This is a genomic window from Gilliamella sp. WF3-4 (assembly GCF_001690275.1).
Taxonomy (GTDB): domain Bacteria; phylum Pseudomonadota; class Gammaproteobacteria; order Enterobacterales; family Orbaceae; genus Gilliamella; species Gilliamella apicola_C.
Window position 1 is genome coordinate 49465 of sequence record NZ_LZGW01000037.1, and the last position, 19476, is coordinate 68940.

20 protein-coding genes are annotated in these 19476 nt (G+C 36.0%); 5 read left to right on the forward strand and 15 right to left on the reverse strand.

Annotation, left to right across the window (positions count from 1 at the left end; translation table 11 throughout):
* Positions 1–42: 42 nt before the first annotated feature.
* Positions 43–309 carry a DUF493 family protein YbeD gene (gene ybeD, locus A9G47_RS08275; RefSeq protein ID WP_065568404.1) on the forward strand — a complete coding sequence of 89 codons (267 nt, stop codon included), beginning with the start codon at positions 43–45 and terminating at the stop codon, positions 307–309.
* Positions 310–597: 288 nt separating this feature from the next.
* On the opposite strand, the gene adk is transcribed toward ybeD, so the two are convergent.
* The 11 genes from adk to putP form a co-directional block, all read right to left on the reverse strand.
* Positions 598–1242, reverse strand: coding sequence for an adenylate kinase (gene adk / locus A9G47_RS08280; RefSeq protein WP_065579715.1), 645 nt, complete (start codon positions 1240–1242; stop codon positions 598–600).
* A gap of 39 nt (positions 1243–1281) precedes the next feature.
* A complete protein-coding gene (locus A9G47_RS08285) occupies positions 1282–1536 on the reverse strand; it encodes a YfgJ family double zinc ribbon protein (protein ID WP_065642672.1) in 255 nt (84 codons plus the stop codon).
* Positions 1537–1539: 3 nt separating this feature from the next.
* Positions 1540–3006, reverse strand: a complete 1467-nt coding sequence (der, locus tag A9G47_RS08290; protein WP_065568407.1) for a ribosome biogenesis GTPase Der — start codon at positions 3004–3006, stop codon at positions 1540–1542.
* A gap of 17 nt (positions 3007–3023) precedes the next feature.
* Complete coding sequence (gene bamB / locus A9G47_RS08295; RefSeq protein ID WP_065642673.1) at positions 3024–4196, reverse strand: outer membrane protein assembly factor BamB; 1173 nt, start codon at positions 4194–4196, stop codon at positions 3024–3026.
* A gap of 25 nt (positions 4197–4221) precedes the next feature.
* The gene (locus tag A9G47_RS08300; RefSeq protein ID WP_065642674.1) at positions 4222–4947 is read right to left on the reverse strand and encodes a YfgM family protein; all 726 of its coding nucleotides are present in this window, start codon (positions 4945–4947) and stop codon (positions 4222–4224) included.
* 16 nt (positions 4948–4963) lie between these two features.
* Complete coding sequence (hisS, locus tag A9G47_RS08305; protein ID WP_065642675.1) at positions 4964–6241, reverse strand: histidine--tRNA ligase; 1278 nt, start codon at positions 6239–6241, stop codon at positions 4964–4966.
* Between the two features lie 24 nt (positions 6242–6265).
* On the reverse strand, positions 6266–7375 hold the full coding sequence (gene ispG, locus A9G47_RS08310; protein ID WP_065568411.1) for a flavodoxin-dependent (E)-4-hydroxy-3-methylbut-2-enyl-diphosphate synthase: 1110 nt from the start codon (positions 7373–7375) through the stop codon (positions 6266–6268).
* An 85-nt stretch (positions 7376–7460) separates the two neighbouring features.
* Complete coding sequence (locus A9G47_RS08315; protein WP_065568412.1) at positions 7461–7901, reverse strand: helix-turn-helix domain-containing protein; 441 nt, start codon at positions 7899–7901, stop codon at positions 7461–7463.
* A gap of 59 nt (positions 7902–7960) precedes the next feature.
* Positions 7961–8827, reverse strand: coding sequence for a pyridoxal kinase PdxY (pdxY, locus tag A9G47_RS08320; RefSeq protein ID WP_065568413.1), 867 nt, complete (start codon positions 8825–8827; stop codon positions 7961–7963).
* Between the two features lie 4 nt (positions 8828–8831).
* Positions 8832–10103 carry a tyrosine--tRNA ligase gene (tyrS, locus tag A9G47_RS08325; RefSeq protein WP_218057043.1) on the reverse strand — a complete coding sequence of 424 codons (1272 nt, stop codon included), beginning with the start codon at positions 10101–10103 and terminating at the stop codon, positions 8832–8834.
* 52 nt (positions 10104–10155) lie between these two features.
* Positions 10156–11643 carry a sodium/proline symporter PutP gene (gene putP, locus A9G47_RS08330; RefSeq protein ID WP_176700682.1) on the reverse strand — a complete coding sequence of 496 codons (1488 nt, stop codon included), beginning with the start codon at positions 11641–11643 and terminating at the stop codon, positions 10156–10158.
* A 281-nt stretch (positions 11644–11924) separates the two neighbouring features.
* Between putP and nth the strand changes: the two genes are divergently transcribed.
* Positions 11925–12563: an endonuclease III gene (gene nth, locus A9G47_RS08335; protein WP_065568416.1), complete on the forward strand. Its 639-nt coding sequence runs from the start codon at positions 11925–11927 to the stop codon at positions 12561–12563.
* A 5-nt stretch (positions 12564–12568) separates the two neighbouring features.
* Positions 12569–13108 carry an endonuclease SmrB gene (gene smrB / locus A9G47_RS08340; RefSeq protein ID WP_065579711.1) on the forward strand — a complete coding sequence of 180 codons (540 nt, stop codon included), beginning with the start codon at positions 12569–12571 and terminating at the stop codon, positions 13106–13108.
* Positions 13109–13778: 670 nt separating this feature from the next.
* Here smrB and cgtA read toward each other — a convergent pair.
* The 4 genes from cgtA to rplU all read right to left on the reverse strand — a co-directional run bounded on the left by cgtA (position 13779) and on the right by rplU (position 16583).
* Complete coding sequence (cgtA, locus tag A9G47_RS08345; protein WP_065642676.1) at positions 13779–14945, reverse strand: Obg family GTPase CgtA; 1167 nt, start codon at positions 14943–14945, stop codon at positions 13779–13781.
* Positions 14945–15910 carry a DMT family transporter gene (locus A9G47_RS08350; protein ID WP_065579710.1) on the reverse strand — a complete coding sequence of 322 codons (966 nt, stop codon included), beginning with the start codon at positions 15908–15910 and terminating at the stop codon, positions 14945–14947. The genes cgtA and A9G47_RS08350 overlap by 1 nt, the downstream gene beginning before the upstream one ends.
* An 88-nt stretch (positions 15911–15998) precedes the next feature.
* Complete coding sequence (rpmA, locus tag A9G47_RS08355) at positions 15999–16259, reverse strand: 50S ribosomal protein L27 (RefSeq protein ID WP_034915250.1); 261 nt, start codon at positions 16257–16259, stop codon at positions 15999–16001.
* A 15-nt stretch (positions 16260–16274) separates the two neighbouring features.
* A complete protein-coding gene (rplU, locus tag A9G47_RS08360; protein ID WP_034948580.1) occupies positions 16275–16583 on the reverse strand; it encodes a 50S ribosomal protein L21 in 309 nt (102 codons plus the stop codon).
* A 216-nt stretch (positions 16584–16799) separates the two neighbouring features.
* On the opposite strand from rplU, the gene narX reads away from it, so the two are divergent.
* On the forward strand, positions 16800–18614 hold the full coding sequence (narX, locus tag A9G47_RS08365; protein ID WP_065642677.1) for a nitrate/nitrite two-component system sensor histidine kinase NarX: 1815 nt from the start codon (positions 16800–16802) through the stop codon (positions 18612–18614).
* A gap of 11 nt (positions 18615–18625) precedes the next feature.
* On the forward strand, positions 18626–19279 hold the full coding sequence (narL, locus tag A9G47_RS08370) for a two-component system response regulator NarL (RefSeq protein WP_065568421.1): 654 nt from the start codon (positions 18626–18628) through the stop codon (positions 19277–19279).
* Positions 19280–19476 lie beyond the last annotated feature (197 nt).

Here is a 19476-nt window from a genome sequence, read left to right on the forward strand (position 1 = left end):
CTTACTGATACATTGCTCCAATTAAGTGAGAAAAATACAATTATGCAAAAAACAAAATTAAATGAATTATTAGAGTTTCCTTGTTCTTTTACCTATAAAGTCATGGGAGAAGCAAAGCCAGAGCTGGTAGACAAAGTGGTATCAGTGATTCAACGCCACGCTCCTGGTGATTATACGCCATCAATTAAACCAAGTAGCAAAGGTAATTATCATTCTGTGTCAATTACTATTAATGCCACTCATATTGATCAAGTTGAAAATCTTTATAAAGAATTAAGCGAAATCGATATTGTTAGAATGGTTTTATAATATTTTATTTTTTATTAAAAATAGAGTCTTATTTTCACAAATAAGGCTCTCTATTGATTATAAAATAGGTTGAGTTGAATCAATCCGATAGCTAAAAAATTGAGTAAAATCCATATTTTACCAAAAATAAAAACTTTAATAAAATCAATAACTTTTCTGAATGTTTTTTAGTGAAGTTTATGATATCTTGTCTTTTAGTTTATTGTTGTATAAATAGAAAAATTAACCTAATGAATTAAAAAAGCGCAAGATCATGTTAACCCTCTTGCGCTTTTAATCGATAACGAATTATCCCAAAATTTTCGCTAATTGTTCTGTTACTTGAGCGACAGGCTGTGTTCCATCAACACGGAAATACTTTGTGCGTCCCTCTTTTGCTTCATGCTGATAATAATTAATAAGTGGTTTAGTTAAATCATGATATTCAACAAGGCGTTTACGAACGATCTCTTCATTATCATCTTTGCGAATGGTGAGGGGCTCACCTGTCACATCATCAATGTTTTCAACCTTTGGCGGATTATGGCGAATATGGTAAACACGACCTGAAGCAGCATGAATACGACGGCCACTCATACGATCAATAATCACTGCATCGGGCACATCAAATTCAAGTACATAGTCAACGTTAATGCCAGCCGCCTTCATTGCATCTGCTTGCGGAACGGTACGTGGAAAGCCATCTAATAAAAACCCATTTGCACAATCACTTTGCGCAATACGCTCTTTAACCAATGCAATAACAAGCTCATCGGTAACCAATTTACCTGCATCCATTAACTCTTTTGCTTGCAAACCAAGAGGCGTACCCGCTTTTACCGCTGCACGTAACATATCACCCGTTGAAATTTGGGGAATACCGTATTTTTGCATAATAAATTGTGCTTGAGTTCCCTTTCCTGCTCCTGGTGCGCCTAATAAAATAATTCGCATAAAATAACCTCTTATGGCTTTAAATATAGATACAATTTTCTATTCTGGTAAATAATGAAATATCACTTTACTGCTGGAGATTAAGCCATCAGTGTGACAAATATAGTTTATAGCGCCACAACCTTTAACCATTTGAGCACTCTGCTGGCAAATGGGGCAGACATACTGTTCTAGGTAATGCTGTTTGCAATAAGGACAGTCGTAATGTTGTGGCGACACAGTACTCATTTTATTATGGCATTTTGGGCAAATACCTTCTTGCCCGCCACCATCAACGCTCTTTTTTGTTGTCATCAGCTATTTACGACCTCGTACATGTTTCATTAAACGGCGACGTTTACGTTGTTGAGAAGCCGTCAAACTATTCTTACGCCCTTCAAATGGGTTGGCTCCTTCTTTAAATTGAATTCGAATTGGTGACCCCATAATTTTTAACGATCGTCTAAAGTAGTTCATTAAATAGCGCTTATAAGAATCAGGTAAATCTTCAACTTGATTACCATGAATCACCACAATTGGAGGATTATAGCCACCCGCATGTGCATATTTTAATTTAACGCGACGCCCTCGAACCAAAGGTGGCTGATGATCGTCTTGCGCCATTTGCATAATCTTGGTTAATAAAGCGGTATTAACTCGGCGCGTTGCACAATCATAGGCTTCTTGAATGGAATCAAATAAATTACCAACGCCACTGCCATGAAGTGCCGAAATAAAGTGTACACGTGCAAAATCAATAAAATCTAACCGATCATCTAACGTTGACTTTACTTGCTCTTTGATATCTTGAGATAAACCATCCCACTTATTAACGGCTATCACAAGTGATCGCCCGCTATTAATAATAAAACCAAGTAATGATAAATCCTGATCAGATATACCTTCTCTGGCATCTATAACCAAAATAACAACGTTAGCATCTTCAATTGCTTGTAATGTTTTAATAACTGAAAACTTTTCGACAGTTTCGGTAACCTTTCCGCGTTTACGAACACCTGCGGTATCAATCATGACATATTCACGATCATCACGTGTCATAGGTATATAAATACTGTCACGCGTCGTACCCGGCATATCATAGACAACGACGCGTTCTTCACCTAAAACTCGATTAGTGAGTGTTGACTTACCAACGTTCGGTCTACCAACAATAGCAACTTTGATTGGCTGGTTAATCAGTGACTCAGCATCATCTTCAACATCATCATAAGCATCAAGAAGCTCATCATCGGTAGGCTCATCAGACAAAACCTCATGCTGATCATTTTCAAAATGAAAAATAGGATCTAATACCGTTTCGATTAACACATTAACACCACGACCATGACTTGCTGCAATCGGATGAATGTTACCTAATCCTAAACTATAAAAATCAGAAATAGCGCTATCAGCATCAATACCATCAATTTTATTAGCAACTAAAAATGTTGCTTTTTGACGAGAACGAAGATGTTTAGCAATGGCATGATCAGCAGGCATAGCACCAGCTCTTGCATCAACTAAAAAAAGCACAATATCTGCTTCTTCTATTGCTTGTAGGGATTGTTCAGCCATAAAGCTTTCAACCCCATCCTCGGTGCCATCAATACCACCAGTATCAATGACGATATATTCATGCCCTTTGATCTCTGCGCGCCCATACTTACGGTCACGCGTTAATCCAGGGAAATCAGCTACTAAGGCATCTCGAGTTCGAGTTAATCGATTAAATAAAGTCGACTTTCCAACATTCGGACGACCAACTAGTGCGACAACAGGTATCATATTTATTCTCAATTACTTTATTTTTTTGTGAATGCGTAAATATCACCATTTTTAGCCTGAACAATAATTTTATTATCCACAACTAATGGTTTCGAAATTAATCCACTACTACTGACTTTTGTCTTAGCAACAATTTCGCCATTTTCAACATTCAACCAATATAAATAACCTTCAAAATCACCAAATACAACATAATTCTGGTAGATAACAGGATCTGTTAACTGGCGATGTAAAAGACTTGTTTGAGTCCAAAGCTCAGCCCCACTGTTCTTAGCAATCGCTTGAACATTATCATTTTGATCAATAACAAATAATTGATGTGTATCAACCGCAAAGTTATGAATAGAGCCAAGTTCTTTGTGCCAAACAGGCTGACCATTACTTAAATCGAGTGCAACAACACTACCATTATAACCAACAGTATAGACTAAATTACCTTCAACTACAGGACTAGAGTCAACATCATTTAATTTAGCAATTTCAGTAGAGCCTGATGGCTGAGAAATACGTTGCTGCCAAATTAATTGGCCGTCGTTAATATAGTAAGCATTTACTCGACCATTATCATCGCCAACAATGGCTGCACCATGGGCAATCGTTGGTGTAGAGTTACCTCTTAACGACAGTGCAGGAACTTCGAAAGAAACATCCCATAAATTATCACCGGTATCGCGATTAAGACCTTGCAAAATACCACTTGCTGTATGAATAATTAATTTGTCTTGAGAAGATACAGGGCGAGCAAGCACTTCACCTTTTACAGGTTTTTCCCAGACCACTTTCCCATCTAAGCGATCTAATGCATATACAACAGCACGCTCACTACCTACATAGACATATTTATCATCGGCACTTACGCCCCCTGAAAATAGTGCTGTTTTACTACTAAAAAAGGTACTTTGAGATAAATTTACATCCCATATAGTATTACCGCTAGCTAAATCAATGGCTTTAACTTGTCCACTACGACTGGCGACATAAATAGCATTATCATAATTACTTGGTCCTAATAATGAGTAAATATGAGTATTGCCAGCCGTACTATTTTTCCACACTTGTTGGATAGAAAATTGGTTATCCACTTTCGGTGAAGGTGAAATTTGAACAATTTCTTCGTCCCCACCGAATAAAGAGCACCCAGCAAGTGAAAACATTAAAACACCAGTAAAAAGATATTTTGATAACTTCATTGTATAGCCCCTTATCGCAGGATAATTAATTTTTATTTTCGTCAGTTACAGCTTGTTTTGCCTTAGCTTCTTGTTCTGCCTTTTCTTTAGCTGCTTGGGCTTCTTGTTCAACTTGTTGTTTTGATTGCAAATATTCAGTTTGATTCAACTTCATTTTAATATTTCCTTCTAAATCTTTGGTTGGATTAGAAGTTAGAGCAACGTTATAAGCGTTAACTGCGTCTGCATAACGCATCATTTTAACTAACACATCACCACGGATATCATTAACAACAGCTCCCCAACTTTCGCTTGTTACATTGCTTAACGATGTTAAACTGTCTTGATATTGACCTTGTTGGTACTGTAAGCGTGCAATACGAATATGGGTAATGGTTCTGACAGGCTCTGAATCGGTTTTCTTTAATACATCAGATAATAATGCTTGTGCACCAGGGTAATCTTTTAATACTTCAACATAAAATTTTGCAGCGCGTAAATTCGCAAACACACTGTAAATAGTATCGTCATCTTTCGCAAAAGAAATCAATTCATTAACTGAATCTGGCTTATTATCATCTAATTGAGTAAGTAATTGCTCATATTTATCTGATGATTCTATCGCTTTTTCAGCTTTACAAGATTGCCAATAACGCCAGCCATAAAAAGCGAATAATCCGATCACAAGAACCGCAACCATAATTTTCCATGTTTTAGCAAAAAAGCCCTTTATCTCTTCAAGTTGTTCTTCACTCGATAATTGATGACTCACGTTTTTCTCCTATTTTTTACTTAATTGACAAGCAAGTTTGAACTACGTCTTTTTGTGCAACTTCAACTTGTTCGCCTGTTTGTAAATTTTTAATCATTACTGAATGATTAGCTAGTTCATTTTCACCAATGATAACAGCTATTTTAGCACCTAACCTATCGGCTTTAGCAAATTGTTTCTTAAAATTACTACTACCGTAATTTGTCATAATTCGCCAATCAGGTAGACCATCACGCAACAGCTCAGCAACACTCTGTGTGGCTGCAATTGTCTTCTCATCACCAGATGATATCATATAAATATCAATCGAATTATCGCAATTTAATGTTGGATTAACCGCCTGAACTAATAACACTAAACGCTCAACGCCCATGGCAAAACCAACAGCTGGTGTTGGTTGACCACCCAGTTGACTGACCAGACCATCATAACGACCACCACCACAAACGGTACCTTGAGCACCTAAACTGCTTGTGACCCACTCAAAAACAGTACGATTATAATAATCTAACCCACGAACTAATCTTTGATTAATATTGTATTTGATTCCAGCATTATCCAATAATCGACATAAACCTTCAAAGTGAATTTCGGACTCTTCATCTATATAATCAAATAGTTGAGGAGCTTGGTTTAGTAGCTCTTGTACCACTGGATTTTTTGAATCAAGTACGCGTAATGGATTAGTATACATTCTACGCACACAGTCTTCATCCAATTTATCTTTATATTGTTCAAGAAAAGCAACGAGTGCATTTCGATAATTGGCTCTGGCTTCTAACGAACCAATTGAGTTAAGCTCAAGAGAAGTATATTGTTCAATACCAAGCGCTTTCCAAAAACGAGCTGTTAATAAAATAAGCTCCGCATCAATGTTTGGACCCTCTAGTCCAAATACTTCTACACCAAATTGATGAAATTGGCGATAACGTCCTTTTTGAGGTTTTTCATAACGAAAAGCTGGTCCTAAATACCAAAGGCGTTGCTCTTGATTGTAAAAAAGACCATGCTCAATCCCCGCACGAACACAACCTGCGGTGAGTTCTGGGCGCAGCGTTATACTTTCATCATTACGATCGTTAAAAGTATACATCTCTTTTTCAACAATATCAGTGACTTCACCAACAGCTCGCTTAAATAGTGCCGTATCTTCAACAATCGGTGTTCTAATTTCGTTATAACCATAGCTATTTAATACGCCTTTGACAATTTTTTCAATTTGTTGCCAACTTGCACTATCTGTTGGAAGTAAGTCGTTCATTCCTCGTATTGATTGGATCTTTTTCTCAGTCATTTATTTATTCGCTATTTAGTAAAATTATAATTCAGTTGCTGCAATTCTATTTTTCAACATGGATGCTTTAGCACGAATTTTAGCTTCTAATTCATCAATCATCTGTTCATTATTGATACGGCCAATACGCACACCATCTTCATAAAAACCACTTTTGTTATGACCGCCAGCAACTCCCATAGTTGAAGCTAATGCTTCCCCTGGACCATTGACCACACAACCAATAATAGATACATCCATTGGTGTAATAATGTCTTCCAATCGCTGTTCTAGTATATTGACTGTATTAATCACATCAAACTCTTGGCGAGAACAGGTTGGGCATGCAATAAAATTAATACCCCGAGACCGTATACGCAGTGATTTTAATATATCAAAACCGACTTTAACTTCCTCAACAGGATCTGCGGCTAAAGATACTCGGAGCGTATCGCCGATGCCTTCTGATAACAATAACCCTAATCCAATCGCCGATTTAATAGCACCACTACGCACGCCACCGGCTTCAGTTATACCTAAATGTAATGGTTGCTTAATTTGCTTCGCTAACAATCGATAAGCATCCACTGCAGTAAATACATCTGAAGCTTTTACACTCACTTTAAACTGATCAAAATTAAACCTATCAAGTATATCAACATGGCGCATTGCTGACTCAACTATCGCTTTTGGTGTTGGTTCCCCATATTTCTCTTGAATATCTTTTTCCAGCGAACCCGAATTAACACCAATGCGTATAGGAATATTTTTATCTTTGGCACAATCAACAACAGCCCTAATTCTTGACTCATTACCAATATTACCAGGGTTAATTCTCAAACAATCAACACCATATTCCGCCACTTTTAAAGCAATACGATAATCAAAATGAATATCAGCAATGAGCGGAACTTTGGATTGTTGTTTAATAAATTTAAATGCCTCTGCTGCATCCATCGTTGGAATGGAAACGCGCACAATATCCACACCAACACGCTCAAGCGCTTGAATTTGGGCTACGGTTTTTTCTACATCAGTGGTACGAGTATTTGTCATCGATTGAACCGCAATTGGCGCTCCGCAACCAATAGGGACATTACCGACATAAATTCGGGTAGATTCTCGTCTAAAAATTGGCGAATCTTGATGGCTCATACACTCTTAACTATATTACAAAATAACTAGCCAGCAATCTTAACAAGATTTAAGACAAATGTCTGTATGAGAATAAGAAAATTTGCTAACTATTAACACGAGTAGATGGGGATGGTGAAATATAATGGCTTACTTCAATAAGGTTATTTTTACTTTCTTTATTCACATAATATAACGTTATACCGAGAGCACAAAAAAGAATAAATAAGCCAATAAAAATAAAGGGGAGCTTTCCTGGCTTTTTAGTTATAAATGCTTGCGTTTGGTATTTCTTTTGCTGAGATTTAGATTGTTGGGTTAACTCATCAATATAAGGTTGATACTGATCAACAGGTAAACCGACAATATCGGCATAAGATCGAATATAACCTTTTACAAAAACAAGAGGGGCGTGAGGCAATTGGTCTTTTTCGATATCAGCAACTACCGTTTTCCGCACATGAATTTTATTGGCAATATCATCTTGAGTTAATCCCATTTGTTCTCGTAAATCAGTGAGCATCACTCCTAGTGAAATATTGTCCATTATCCCCTCATAAACTTAATACTAACCGCTGTAAAACACCTTCTTTACATATTCTACAACTAATCAATTTTTTTTGCATTAAACCATTGTGTTGGTTTTTCAATTTCATGTTGTGCTGCCACTAATTGTAACTCATACTCATCTTGTCTTAACGTTTCAAGCATAACAGCATAGACAGCTGAAGTAGTATGTTCTAAGGCTTCAACCAATGATTTCCCCAGTAAAATATTAGCTAAAAATAACCCGCTAGTCATATCGCCAACACCAACTGGTTGCCTTACGCCAAAATCAACTAATGGACGATCAATATGCCATGCTTCGTCTTTAGTTACAAGCAACATTTCAAAACGATCATTTTTATAACCAGCTCTGCTTAAATGTTTAACTAAAATAGCTTTAGGTCCTTTTTTGCATAGCTCACGACAAGCTAAAATTGCTTCGTCAACATTATTAATCCGTTGTTTGCCATTTAGCTCTTCAAGTTCTAAGATATTTGGTGCCATCATATCTGCCATAGGCAGTGCTGTATTGCATAAAAATTCAGATACCCCAGGAGCAACAAAGCATCCTTTTTCTGGATGTCCCATTACAGGATCGCAAAGATAGATGGCATCAGGGTTGACAGCTTTTACTTTTTTAACTATTTCAATAATGGCATTACCTTGCTCTGGCGAACCCATATAACCACTTAACACCGCATTACAACGTTTTAATTCATCAATCTCATTGATCCCATCGGCAATCTCGGTTAAATGAGACGCCGACATTACCGTTCCAGTCCATTGGCGATATTGAGTATGATTAGAAAATTGTACGGTGTTTAAAGGCCAAACATTGACACCTAATCGACGAATAGGAAACTCAGCTGCACTATTTCCAGCATGACCAAATACCACATGAGACTGAATCGATAAAATATTTTTCATGAAATTAGCTCCAAATTAACAAGCAGTAATATTTTTTACCACGACGAAGTAAAGTATAACGATTAAAGAGCTTATCGCTATCAGCAAAACGGTAATCTGTTGTTGTATTACGTTCACCATTAATAGAAATAGCATTAGATTCAATCATCGTTCTTGCCTGCCCTCTTGAAGGAGCAAACTGTGCATTAACGATCGCTTGTTGTAAATCAACTTCCGAATCAACGGCTAGCGTTGGCATACCGTCTTGAGCTAATTGTTCAAAATCAGCTTCTGATAGGTCAGCTAATTTACCAGAAAATAAACTGTCTGTAATACGTTTTGCCGCAACCAGACCCTCTTCACCATGAACAAGGCGCGTAACTTGTTCAGCAAGCACATATTGAGCTCTTGGCGCAACACCGCTATTTTTATCTTCTTCTTCCAATGCATCAATTTCACTTAATGGCATAAATGTAAAGAATTTTAAGAATCGATACACATCAGCATCTGCCGTATTGATCCAGAACTGATAGAATTTATAAGGGCTTGTCTTTTTCGGATCTAACCATACTGCACCACTTTCTGTTTTACCAAATTTGGTACCATCTGATTTAGTGATTAGCGGTACAGTCAAACCATAAACCTGTTTTTGATGTAAGCGACGGGTTAAATCGATACCAGCAGTAATATTACCCCACTGATCAGAACCACCAATTTGTAAAACAACATCATGCGATTTATTCAAACAAGCAAAATCATAAGATTGTAATAAACTATAAGAAAATTCAGTAAATGAGATCCCCGCCTCATCGCGATCAATACGTTGTTTAACTGATTCTTTATTGATCATCGCATTAACCGAGAAGTACTTGCCAATGTCACGTAAAAAGGTCAGTACATTCATACCACTAAACCAATCATAGTTATTGGCAACAATGGCTGCATTTTCACCACAATTAAAATCAAGAAATGGAGAAACTTGCTGTTTAATTTTTTCACTCCATTCAACCACTGTTTCTTCAGTATTAAGTTTACGTTCAACCGCTTTAAAACTTGGATCACCAATTAATCCTGTTGCCCCACCGACTAAAGCTACAGGCTTATGGCCTGCTAACTGAAATCGTTTTAAACAAAGTAATGGGACTAAATGGCCGAGGTGTAAACTATCTGCAGTTGGATCAAAACCACAATAAAGCGCAATTGAATTTTGCTCAATTTGTTCTACTAGCGCTTTTTCATCGGTAAGTTGAGCAATCAGCCCACGTTCCTGTAGTTGTTTGATCACATTTTTTGTCATGATATTTTACCTATTAAATTTATTACGTTTATATTCTAGTTTAAATAAAATGTTATTCTGTTTTGTTATGATAACGTTTATACGCTTGTTTGAAATGATCTTCCACTATATTGTTAGGTTTTTTATCAATAAGACTAACAATAATAATTGCTATAGAAGAAAAAACAAACCCAGGAATAAGTGAATAAAGATTAAACCAATTAAAATTAATCCATAGCAATACCGTTACAGCACCTGTTATCATTCCAGCTAGAGCACCATTACGAGTCATACGAGACCAAAAAACAGAAAATATGATTATAGGTCCAAATGCCGCACCAAATCCAGCCCAAGCGTGACTCACTAAATCAAGTACGCTATTATTTGGATTAATGGCTAATAAAATAGCAATAACTGAAACTAACAACACCATAATACGACCAACCCAAACAAGTTCTTTTTGTTTTGCTTTCGGTCTAAAAAATGCACGATAAAAATCTTCTGTTAGTGCACTTGAACAAACCAGCAATTGGCAACTTAATGTACTCATTACTGCCGCTAAAATAGCCGCTAGCAAAATACCAGCAATCCAAGGATTAAAAAGCAACTTAGATAGCTCAATAAAAATACGTTCATGTTTACCATTATTAATCAAATAAGCTAAATCTGGATGATGAGCAAAAAAGGCAATACCAAAAAAGCCAACGGTAATTGCACCACCTAAGCATAAAACCATCCAAGTCATACTAATTCTACGCGCGTTTCTCATAACTTCATGAGAATCAGCCGCCATAAACCTAGCTAAAATATGAGGTTGACCAAAATAACCAAGCCCCCAACCTAATAAGGAAATAACAGAAATAAAATCCATATGAGCCAATAAATTGGTATAATCAGGGTTAAGTGATTCAATATATACCATTGCATCAGAAAAACCACCTGCATTTACCATAACCATAATTGGCGTTAAGATAAGGGCGAACATCATCAAACTAGCCTGAATGGTATCTGTCCAACTTACTGCTAAAAAACCACCAATAAAGGTATAGATAATTGTTGCACCAGCACCAGCTAACATAGCCCAGCCGTAACTCATACCAAATGTACTTTCAAATAACTTTGCTCCAGCAACCACACCCGAAGCACAATAAATGGTAAAAAAGATAAGAATAATCAAAGCTGAAATAATGCGAAGCAAAGAACTTTTATCATCAAATCGCCGCGCAAAATAATCAGGTAATGTTAAAGAGTTATGATTGACTTCAGTAAAAACACGCAATCGCCCAGCAATCAATAACCAATTGAGGTATGCGCCAATGATAAGTCCAATGGCAATCCAACTTTGAGAAATACCAAACAAAAAAACCGCACCTGGTAACCCCATCAGCAACCAGCCACTCATATCAGATGCACCCGCCGAAAGCGCAGTCACAACACTACCAATACGACGCCCACCTAAAATATAGTCACCAAAATTCTGCGTTGATCGAAACGCAAAATAGCCAATCGCAATCATTCCTAAAATGTACACAGCAAAGGTAACAATCATGGGTAAGGACATATTAAAAAAAACCTTATTTGATGAAATTAAAAAGAGTCGGCTAGCTTACCATAAAATCAGCATGCTAAAAAGACAGTGATGATGAATGTAAATACGCAAATAAATAAAACCGATATAATTTTTCAAATAAATTCAAATCACAATCTGTAATTTCGTACACTATCAATTAGTACACTACCAATTTTATTGTTTATAACTCTAGAAAAACTAACAATGACCTACAGATAAACAATAAATAAAAGTATATAATATGTCTAAATAACTTTTAATATCATTATTTCGTGAAACAATTAACCCGAATCCAAATTTTAGAAAGACTAAAGGATCATATTAAAGATCCAACAACAGAGCTAATTTATCAAACACCTTTTGAGCTACTAATCGCCGTTGTGCTTTCAGCACAAGCAACTGATGTGAGTGTAAACAAAGCCACTAAACCCTTGTTTGCTGTTGCCAATACTGCTGAGCAAATTTTGGCGCTTGGTATTGATAAATTAAAAAGTTATATCCGCACTATTGGGCTATATAATAGTAAGGCTGAGAATATTATAAAAACATGCCAAATTTTAGTTAATAAATATCAAGGCGAAGTGCCAGAAGATTTTAATTCGCTTATTGAACTGCCTGGCGTTGGACGAAAAACGGCTAACGTTGTCTTAAATACAGCCTTTGGCTGGCCAACTATTGCCGTTGATACTCATATATTTCGAGTCAGCAACCGCACTGGTTTTGCACCTGGAAAAACAGTTGAGGCTGTTGAAGAAAAATTGCTGAAAGTTGTACCTAAAGAGTACAAAATCAATTGCCACCATTGGCTAATTTTGCATGGCCGTTATACCTGTATTGCGCGTAAGCCTCGGTGCGGTTCTTGTGTGATTGAAGATTTATGCGAATTTAAAGAAAAAATTTACCCAGAGTGAGAATCATGCTAAATAAATTTAAATTAGATCATGAAGATATCGACTTATTTAAAAACAGTATTGGTAATATCAAAAAGATTAAGCAAGATACCGTTATTCATAAACCGATAAAACGCTCACAAAAAACGGTAGAAACAAAAAAATTACAACATGAAAAAGATCATGCTGAATTTTACTTTTCCGATAATTACCAACCATTATTGCAAGAAGATCCTATCCGCTATAGCAGAGAAAATGCTGATCCTTACGAAGTAAAAAAATTGCGCCGTGGATTTTATAATCCAGAATTCTTTTTAGACTTGCACGGGCTTACTCAACAAGAAGCTAAAAAAGAAATTGCAGCCCTTATCGCTGCATGTTTAAGAGAAAGAGCGCATTGTGCGTGTATTATGTATGGTCATGGTAAAAATATACTAAAAAAACAAACACCACTGTGGCTTGCACAACATCCACGTATTATCTGTTTTCATCAAGCCCCCAAAGAGTTTGGTGGTAGTGCTGCATTATTGATTTTATTTGATATTAATGAATTAACAAATATTTAAAATAACATATATCTCATCGATATATTCAAAAATATTCAATCATATTATTTCATAATATTTATTGTTATACGACTCACAACATATAGCTAACAAAGCAATCATTGTTGTCGAACAAAATATTGACGTTGTCGCATAAAATATATCTTTGTTACACTCATTTTTCATAGCAAAAAATATCCGTATAAAATGGATGACTAAATATTCAACATAATGGAAAAACAAAAAAATCATATGATAGAGATAAATAGGTATAGAGAGGTTAGGAAAAATGTTAAAGTGCAATACCCAAAATTATTTAGCAATAAATTAGAAAAGAAAACTAATTTTAATATTGGGTTGATTACCACTAAACTGCTATCTGTAAAATAAAAAAGCCAGCTTAATTAAGCTGGCAAACATTGGAAGCAATGTGAGCAATGTCATACTTTCCAGAAGCCTTTCTACGCTCTAACAAAGTACGAATTAATGATAATGATTATCATTATTAAAATCAAGCGTTTTTTTGACTACTTCTAGTTACATAGCAATAAATTTATTATTCTCTTATTTTATAAATAATAAATTTACAGTTGCTCAATACAAAAAAATAAAGCAGAAGCTTTCCCTTCTGCTTTTATAATACGATTTCACGCAATGAATAAATTATTTTAGATTAAGACAATCATCCTTATTATTTTTGATAAATAAACTCAACACCCTCTTCATCGCTTTCGTCCCAATCCTCAAATTCTTCATCATCATCAAAAGCTTCATCCATTATTTGTTGATGATAATCATCCCACATAAACTCCACTTTTTCTGGCGATGATTCTGCCTGCTCGGTTTCACGTGGATGTGCATTAATATATTCCATTAAATCCCAGCATAAAGCCTTTACACCTTCGTGGTTAATTGCAGAAATAGTATAATATTTATCTTGCCAACCAAGTGCCTTAGCAATTTCAGCCGCTCTCTCTGCCCCCTCTTCAGCACCTAATACATCCATTTTATTAAACACTAACCAACGCGGTTTATTAGCTAGTTTTTCACTATACTGATGTAGTTCTTGGATAATGACTTTTGCATTCTCGATCGGATCAGAGCCATCAATTGGTGCGATATCAATTAAATGTACTAACACTCGGCAACGTTCAAGATGCTTTAAGAAACGAATACCAAGCCCTGCTCCATCAGATGCACCTTCTATCAATCCGGGAATGTCAGCAACAACAAAACTCTGTTCGTTATCCATTCTAACCACACCCAAGCTAGGCACTAATGTTGTAAATGGGTAATCCGCTACCTTTGGCTTGGCTGCTGAAACAGCACGAATAAACGTTGATTTACCCGCATTAGGTAAGCCTAACATCCCCACATCAGCAAGTAATAATAACTCTAATAACACATCGCGTTTTTCGCCTGGCGTACCGTCCGTTTTTTGCCTTGGCGCACGATTTACTGATGATTTAAAACGTGCATTTCCTAGGCCATGAAAGCCACCTTTAGCAACCAATACTTTTTGTTGGTGATGCGTTAAATCGCCAATAACTTCACCAGTATATTTATCCGTAATTCGCGTTCCTACAGGCACTTTAACAGTGATATCTCGACCTCGTTTACCGGTACAATCAGAGCCTTGCCCATTTTGACCACGTTCAGCACGGTAATTTTTTTCAAACTGAAAATCAACAAGTGTATTCAAATTCTCATCAGCAATAAAAAATACATCACCACCATCACCACCATCACCACCGTCAGGGCCACCTTTAGGTATATATTTTTCTCGGCGAAAACCAACACAACCATTTCCACCATCTCCAGCTTCGACTCGAATTGAAGCTTCATCTACAAATTTCATTATTCTTCCCCTTTATTGCGGTTAATTAGCCAGCCTTTTCTTGGATGCCAAATATAATGCCCAATGGTCGCAAACATTGCGCCCGCAACAACAGACACTGCGCCAATATAACCTAAAATATTTAAATATTGCATAGCAAACTTTTCAGGCCAAATTAATGCAAACAGATCTGAAAAGACAAGTGCAAATAATGGCGTTAGGGTTGTTATAGCACTAACTTGTGCCGCTTGCCACCGCTCCATTGCCATCACTAACGCACCATATGCAATGATAGTATTTAAACCACAAAATATAATTGCAAAAAGTTGCGTTGCATCAGCATTTGCAATCCTGCTTGGTGAAGTAAATGGCATTAAAAACACGGTACAAATAAGGTAAATTAACCAAAGTAGCTGTTCTGCACGTAATTTACGTAATAACACCTTTTGAGCAAGTGCATAGCAAGCCCATGAGACCGAAGCAAGTAAACCAAGCCAAACCCCTATACCATACGAAGACATATTAGAAAACAGATCTGCAATATTTTTATTAAAAAATAGCCCTAACCCAATTAGTAAGACTAAAATACCAATGATCTGAGTTGGTCTTAGTCGCTCTTTAAAAATTAAAGCGCTTGACACCATAAATATCACAATGCCAGTTTGCCCAACAACTTGGGCTGTTGTGGCTGAAAGGTATTGAACTGCACTAGCAAATAAAGCAAAATTACCCAGCAATCCAAATCCAGCAATTATCAATAAAATAAAGCGACGGCGTTTTTTAAACATCATTAAACTAGGAAATTGCTTTTTGTAAGCCAACCAAATGGTAATCCCAAGCGCTGAAATAGCTAACCTAGACCAGGCTAATGTCAAGGGATCAACAACCACTAGTGCATATTTCATTGCAACTGGCACAATACCCCACATCACCGCAGTTAACATGGCAAGTGCAAAACCTAATTTAACATTTTGCTGTTTTATCATATCGCTATCGATTTTATATGCGTTTAAAGAAAAGAAAAAAGCCCCACAATAACTGTGAGGCTTTTATAACTTTTGACCCGCTATTAAGTTAGCTATTTGCAACTACGCTAACATAACGACGGTTTTTAGGTCCTTTAACTTCAAATTTTACTTGCCCATCAATTAAGGCAAATAGAGTATGATCGCGACCACAACCTACATTGGTACCTGGATGAAATTGAGTTCCGCGTTGACGAACTAAAATATTACCCGCAAGAACTTCTTGACTACCATAACGTTTAACACCTAAACGTTTACTTTGGGAATCACGACCATTACGTGATGAACCACCAGCCTTCTTATGTGCCATTGTGCGATACTCCTATTAAGCGATTGCAGTGATCTTCACATCAGTGAACCACTGACGGTGACCTTGTTGTTTACGATAGTGTTTACGACGACGGAATTTAACAATTTTCACTTTGTCACCACGACCGTGCTCAACAATTTCTGCTTTAATTGTTGCACCTTCAACAAACGGAGCACCAACTTTGATGTCTTCACCATTTGCTACCATTAAAACTTTATCGAAAACAACTTCTGAACCTGTTTCGACTTCAATTTTTTCCAAGCGAACGACTTGCCCTTCGCTAACTCGGTGTTGCTTACCACCACTTTGGAAAACTGCGTACATACTTAACTCCGCAATAAAAAGCAGACGATTACTTGATTAAACATATATGTCTGCATTGATTAATCTTATAGGGCGTGAATTTTACGCAAAATTTATGCTTGTTGCAAGCGCTGTTTACCAAAAGATCGCAAAAAGTTACAAAAAAGATCAGCGGTACACTTTTTTCAAGCTACAATAATCATAAATTATTAGTTACCCAAAACAAATTATAAAATAATGATGAGTGCTTATACACCGAAAAGAAAAATTGGCCACACCGCATCAATTATTAACCGTTTAACGCTATTATTGTTTTTTTTAGGAATGATTGCTTTAGTCGCATTATCGTTTTCAATTCAGGTAGCCAACGATGCCAAAGGTGGCGCATACATGGTAAATCAATTGGGGCTACTGAGAATGAAAAACTACCAATTGCTTACTATGATACCACTGGATGAAAGAGAGTATGACCGTTTAAATATATTTAGTGATATTGCTTCATCACAACCGCATTTAATGCTTTTAAAACGTTATGACTTAATGAATGAATTTAATCAATTACAACTTGATTGGAATACTCACATTGCCATTAAAATACAGCAAGCAAAAAAATTGAATGAGATAAAAACTGACATTGAAAACTATGTGACTCGTATCAACCATTTGGTGCATAAGATTGATCAAAAAACCGAAAGTAAAATTTACTATATTTCTCAATTACAACAATTATTTATTGCCATTATTGTCTGTTTTTTAATTGTTCAAATTTATTACTTGCGTTATTACCTGCTTGCACCATGGCAAAAGCTACTAGATATGGCTGAAGCTATTACAAATCACAATTTTAAAGAACGTTTTAATATTAGAACCCCAAAAAATGAGTTTGATTTACTAGGGCTGGCTTTTAATCGGATGTCAGAGCAGATCGAATCACAATATTTATTGCTAGAACAACAAGTTGCTGAAAAAACAGCCAGGCTACAACAAACCAATAAAATCGTTTCATTTCAATACCAAGCAACGAAGCAACTACATACTTCAGAGCCATTATGTGCCCGTTTTTTAAAAATCCTACGTCAATTAGAAGAGTTAGTGCCATTAACTCACTTTCAAATTCGCTTTTATGAATCCGATGATCCTGAGCATTATCAACAAGCCAGTTACGATAACGAGCAAAAATTACCTTATTGCCAAAGCCCTAAATGCAATGCATGTTTAATCTCGTCCAAGCATGGTTCCGAAAAAAACCTTCAACGCCATTGGTATCTTCAAGAAAACGGAGAAAAATATGGGATATTATTTGCTTTGCAACCAACGGGATTAATATTAACCGATGAGCAAGAAAGCTTAATTATGGGGCTCATTGAGCAAATGACTACAGCAATGAAGCTAGAGAGAAAAATAGAACAACAGAAACAATATTTATTAATGAAAGAACGCTCTGCTATGGCCAGAGAACTGCATGATTCGATAGCACAATCACTTTCTTGTTTAAAAATACACCTTAGTTGCTTACAAATGCAATCAGATCTCACATCGCAAAGCAGTATTGATTTATTGGCAACCATGCGTAAAGAGATCAATCTTACTTATTCACAATTAAGAGAACTCATTACCTCTTTCCGTTTACGTCTCAATCGCACAGGCTTTTATGCAAGTTTAATCGAACTCATTGAAGAGTTTAACCAAAAATTACAATTCAATATTCAATTTGAATACCAATTACCACTTAATATTATTAATAGTAAATATGCATTTCATTTATTACAGATTATTCGAGAAGGGCTAAATAATATATACAAACATGCAAAAGCCACACAAGTCGCTGTCAATTTAAAAATGAATGATGACCAAATTGTTTCTGTTTGTATTGAAGATAATGGTATTGGTTTACAAAACAATATTAAACAGGATAATCGTTATGGACTAATTATTATGCGTGATAGGGTTGAAATACTAAATGGCAATTTATCAATCAACAGCAAACCTCATGTAGGAACACAAATTATGGTAGCATTTAAAGCAAACAAAACCATTCCATTAAAAAAATAGATGAGTAAAAAATGGAACAAATAAATAGTTCAATTCTTCTTATTGATGATCACCCAATGTTAAGAAATGGCGTGAAACAATTAATAAACACAGTAAACCATTTTGAAATTGTGGGAGAAGCTGGCTCAGGTATCGAAGGGGTTAAATTAGCCCAAGAGCTCGATCCTGATATTATTCTGCTCGATATCAATATGCAAGATGTCAATGGGCTAGAAATATTGCGCTATTTACGGGAGAAAAACATCGCAAGTCGCATTATTATGTTCACCGTATCGGACGCAAAAGAAGATATTATCACGGCACTAAAAACAGGTGCTGATGGGTATTTATTAAAAGATATGGAACCAGAGGATTTTCTAAAATCACTCAAAGAAATCTCGCTTGGAAAGCTAATTATGGATGATGCGATTTCACATATTATCCTCAATTACATGCGTCATGGTGAAGAACAGCTTACTAATCAAACTCACGATGTAAGCCTGTTGACACCAAGAGAAAATGAAATTTTTAATTTATTAGTTCAAGGCCTGCCGAATAAATTAATTGCAAAAGAGCTAGGTATCGTAGAAAGTACTGTAAAAGTACACATCAAAAGCATATTCAAAAAACTTAATTTTAAATCACGAATGGAAATGACCGTATGGTATCTACAAAGTAAGGAATAATCTTATCCATTGAAAAATAAAAATAGATAAATCGTTATGCGTTATCTTTGTTTAATAGGGTAAAACGATTTATAACATAAAAACTTCCTGTTCGGCGAATTAGTAAATAACATTATTCATTTAACAAAATAACAAACATCACAAAAATCAAACAAAGCATTGAAAACTAGAAAGATATGATAACTTATAATAGAATT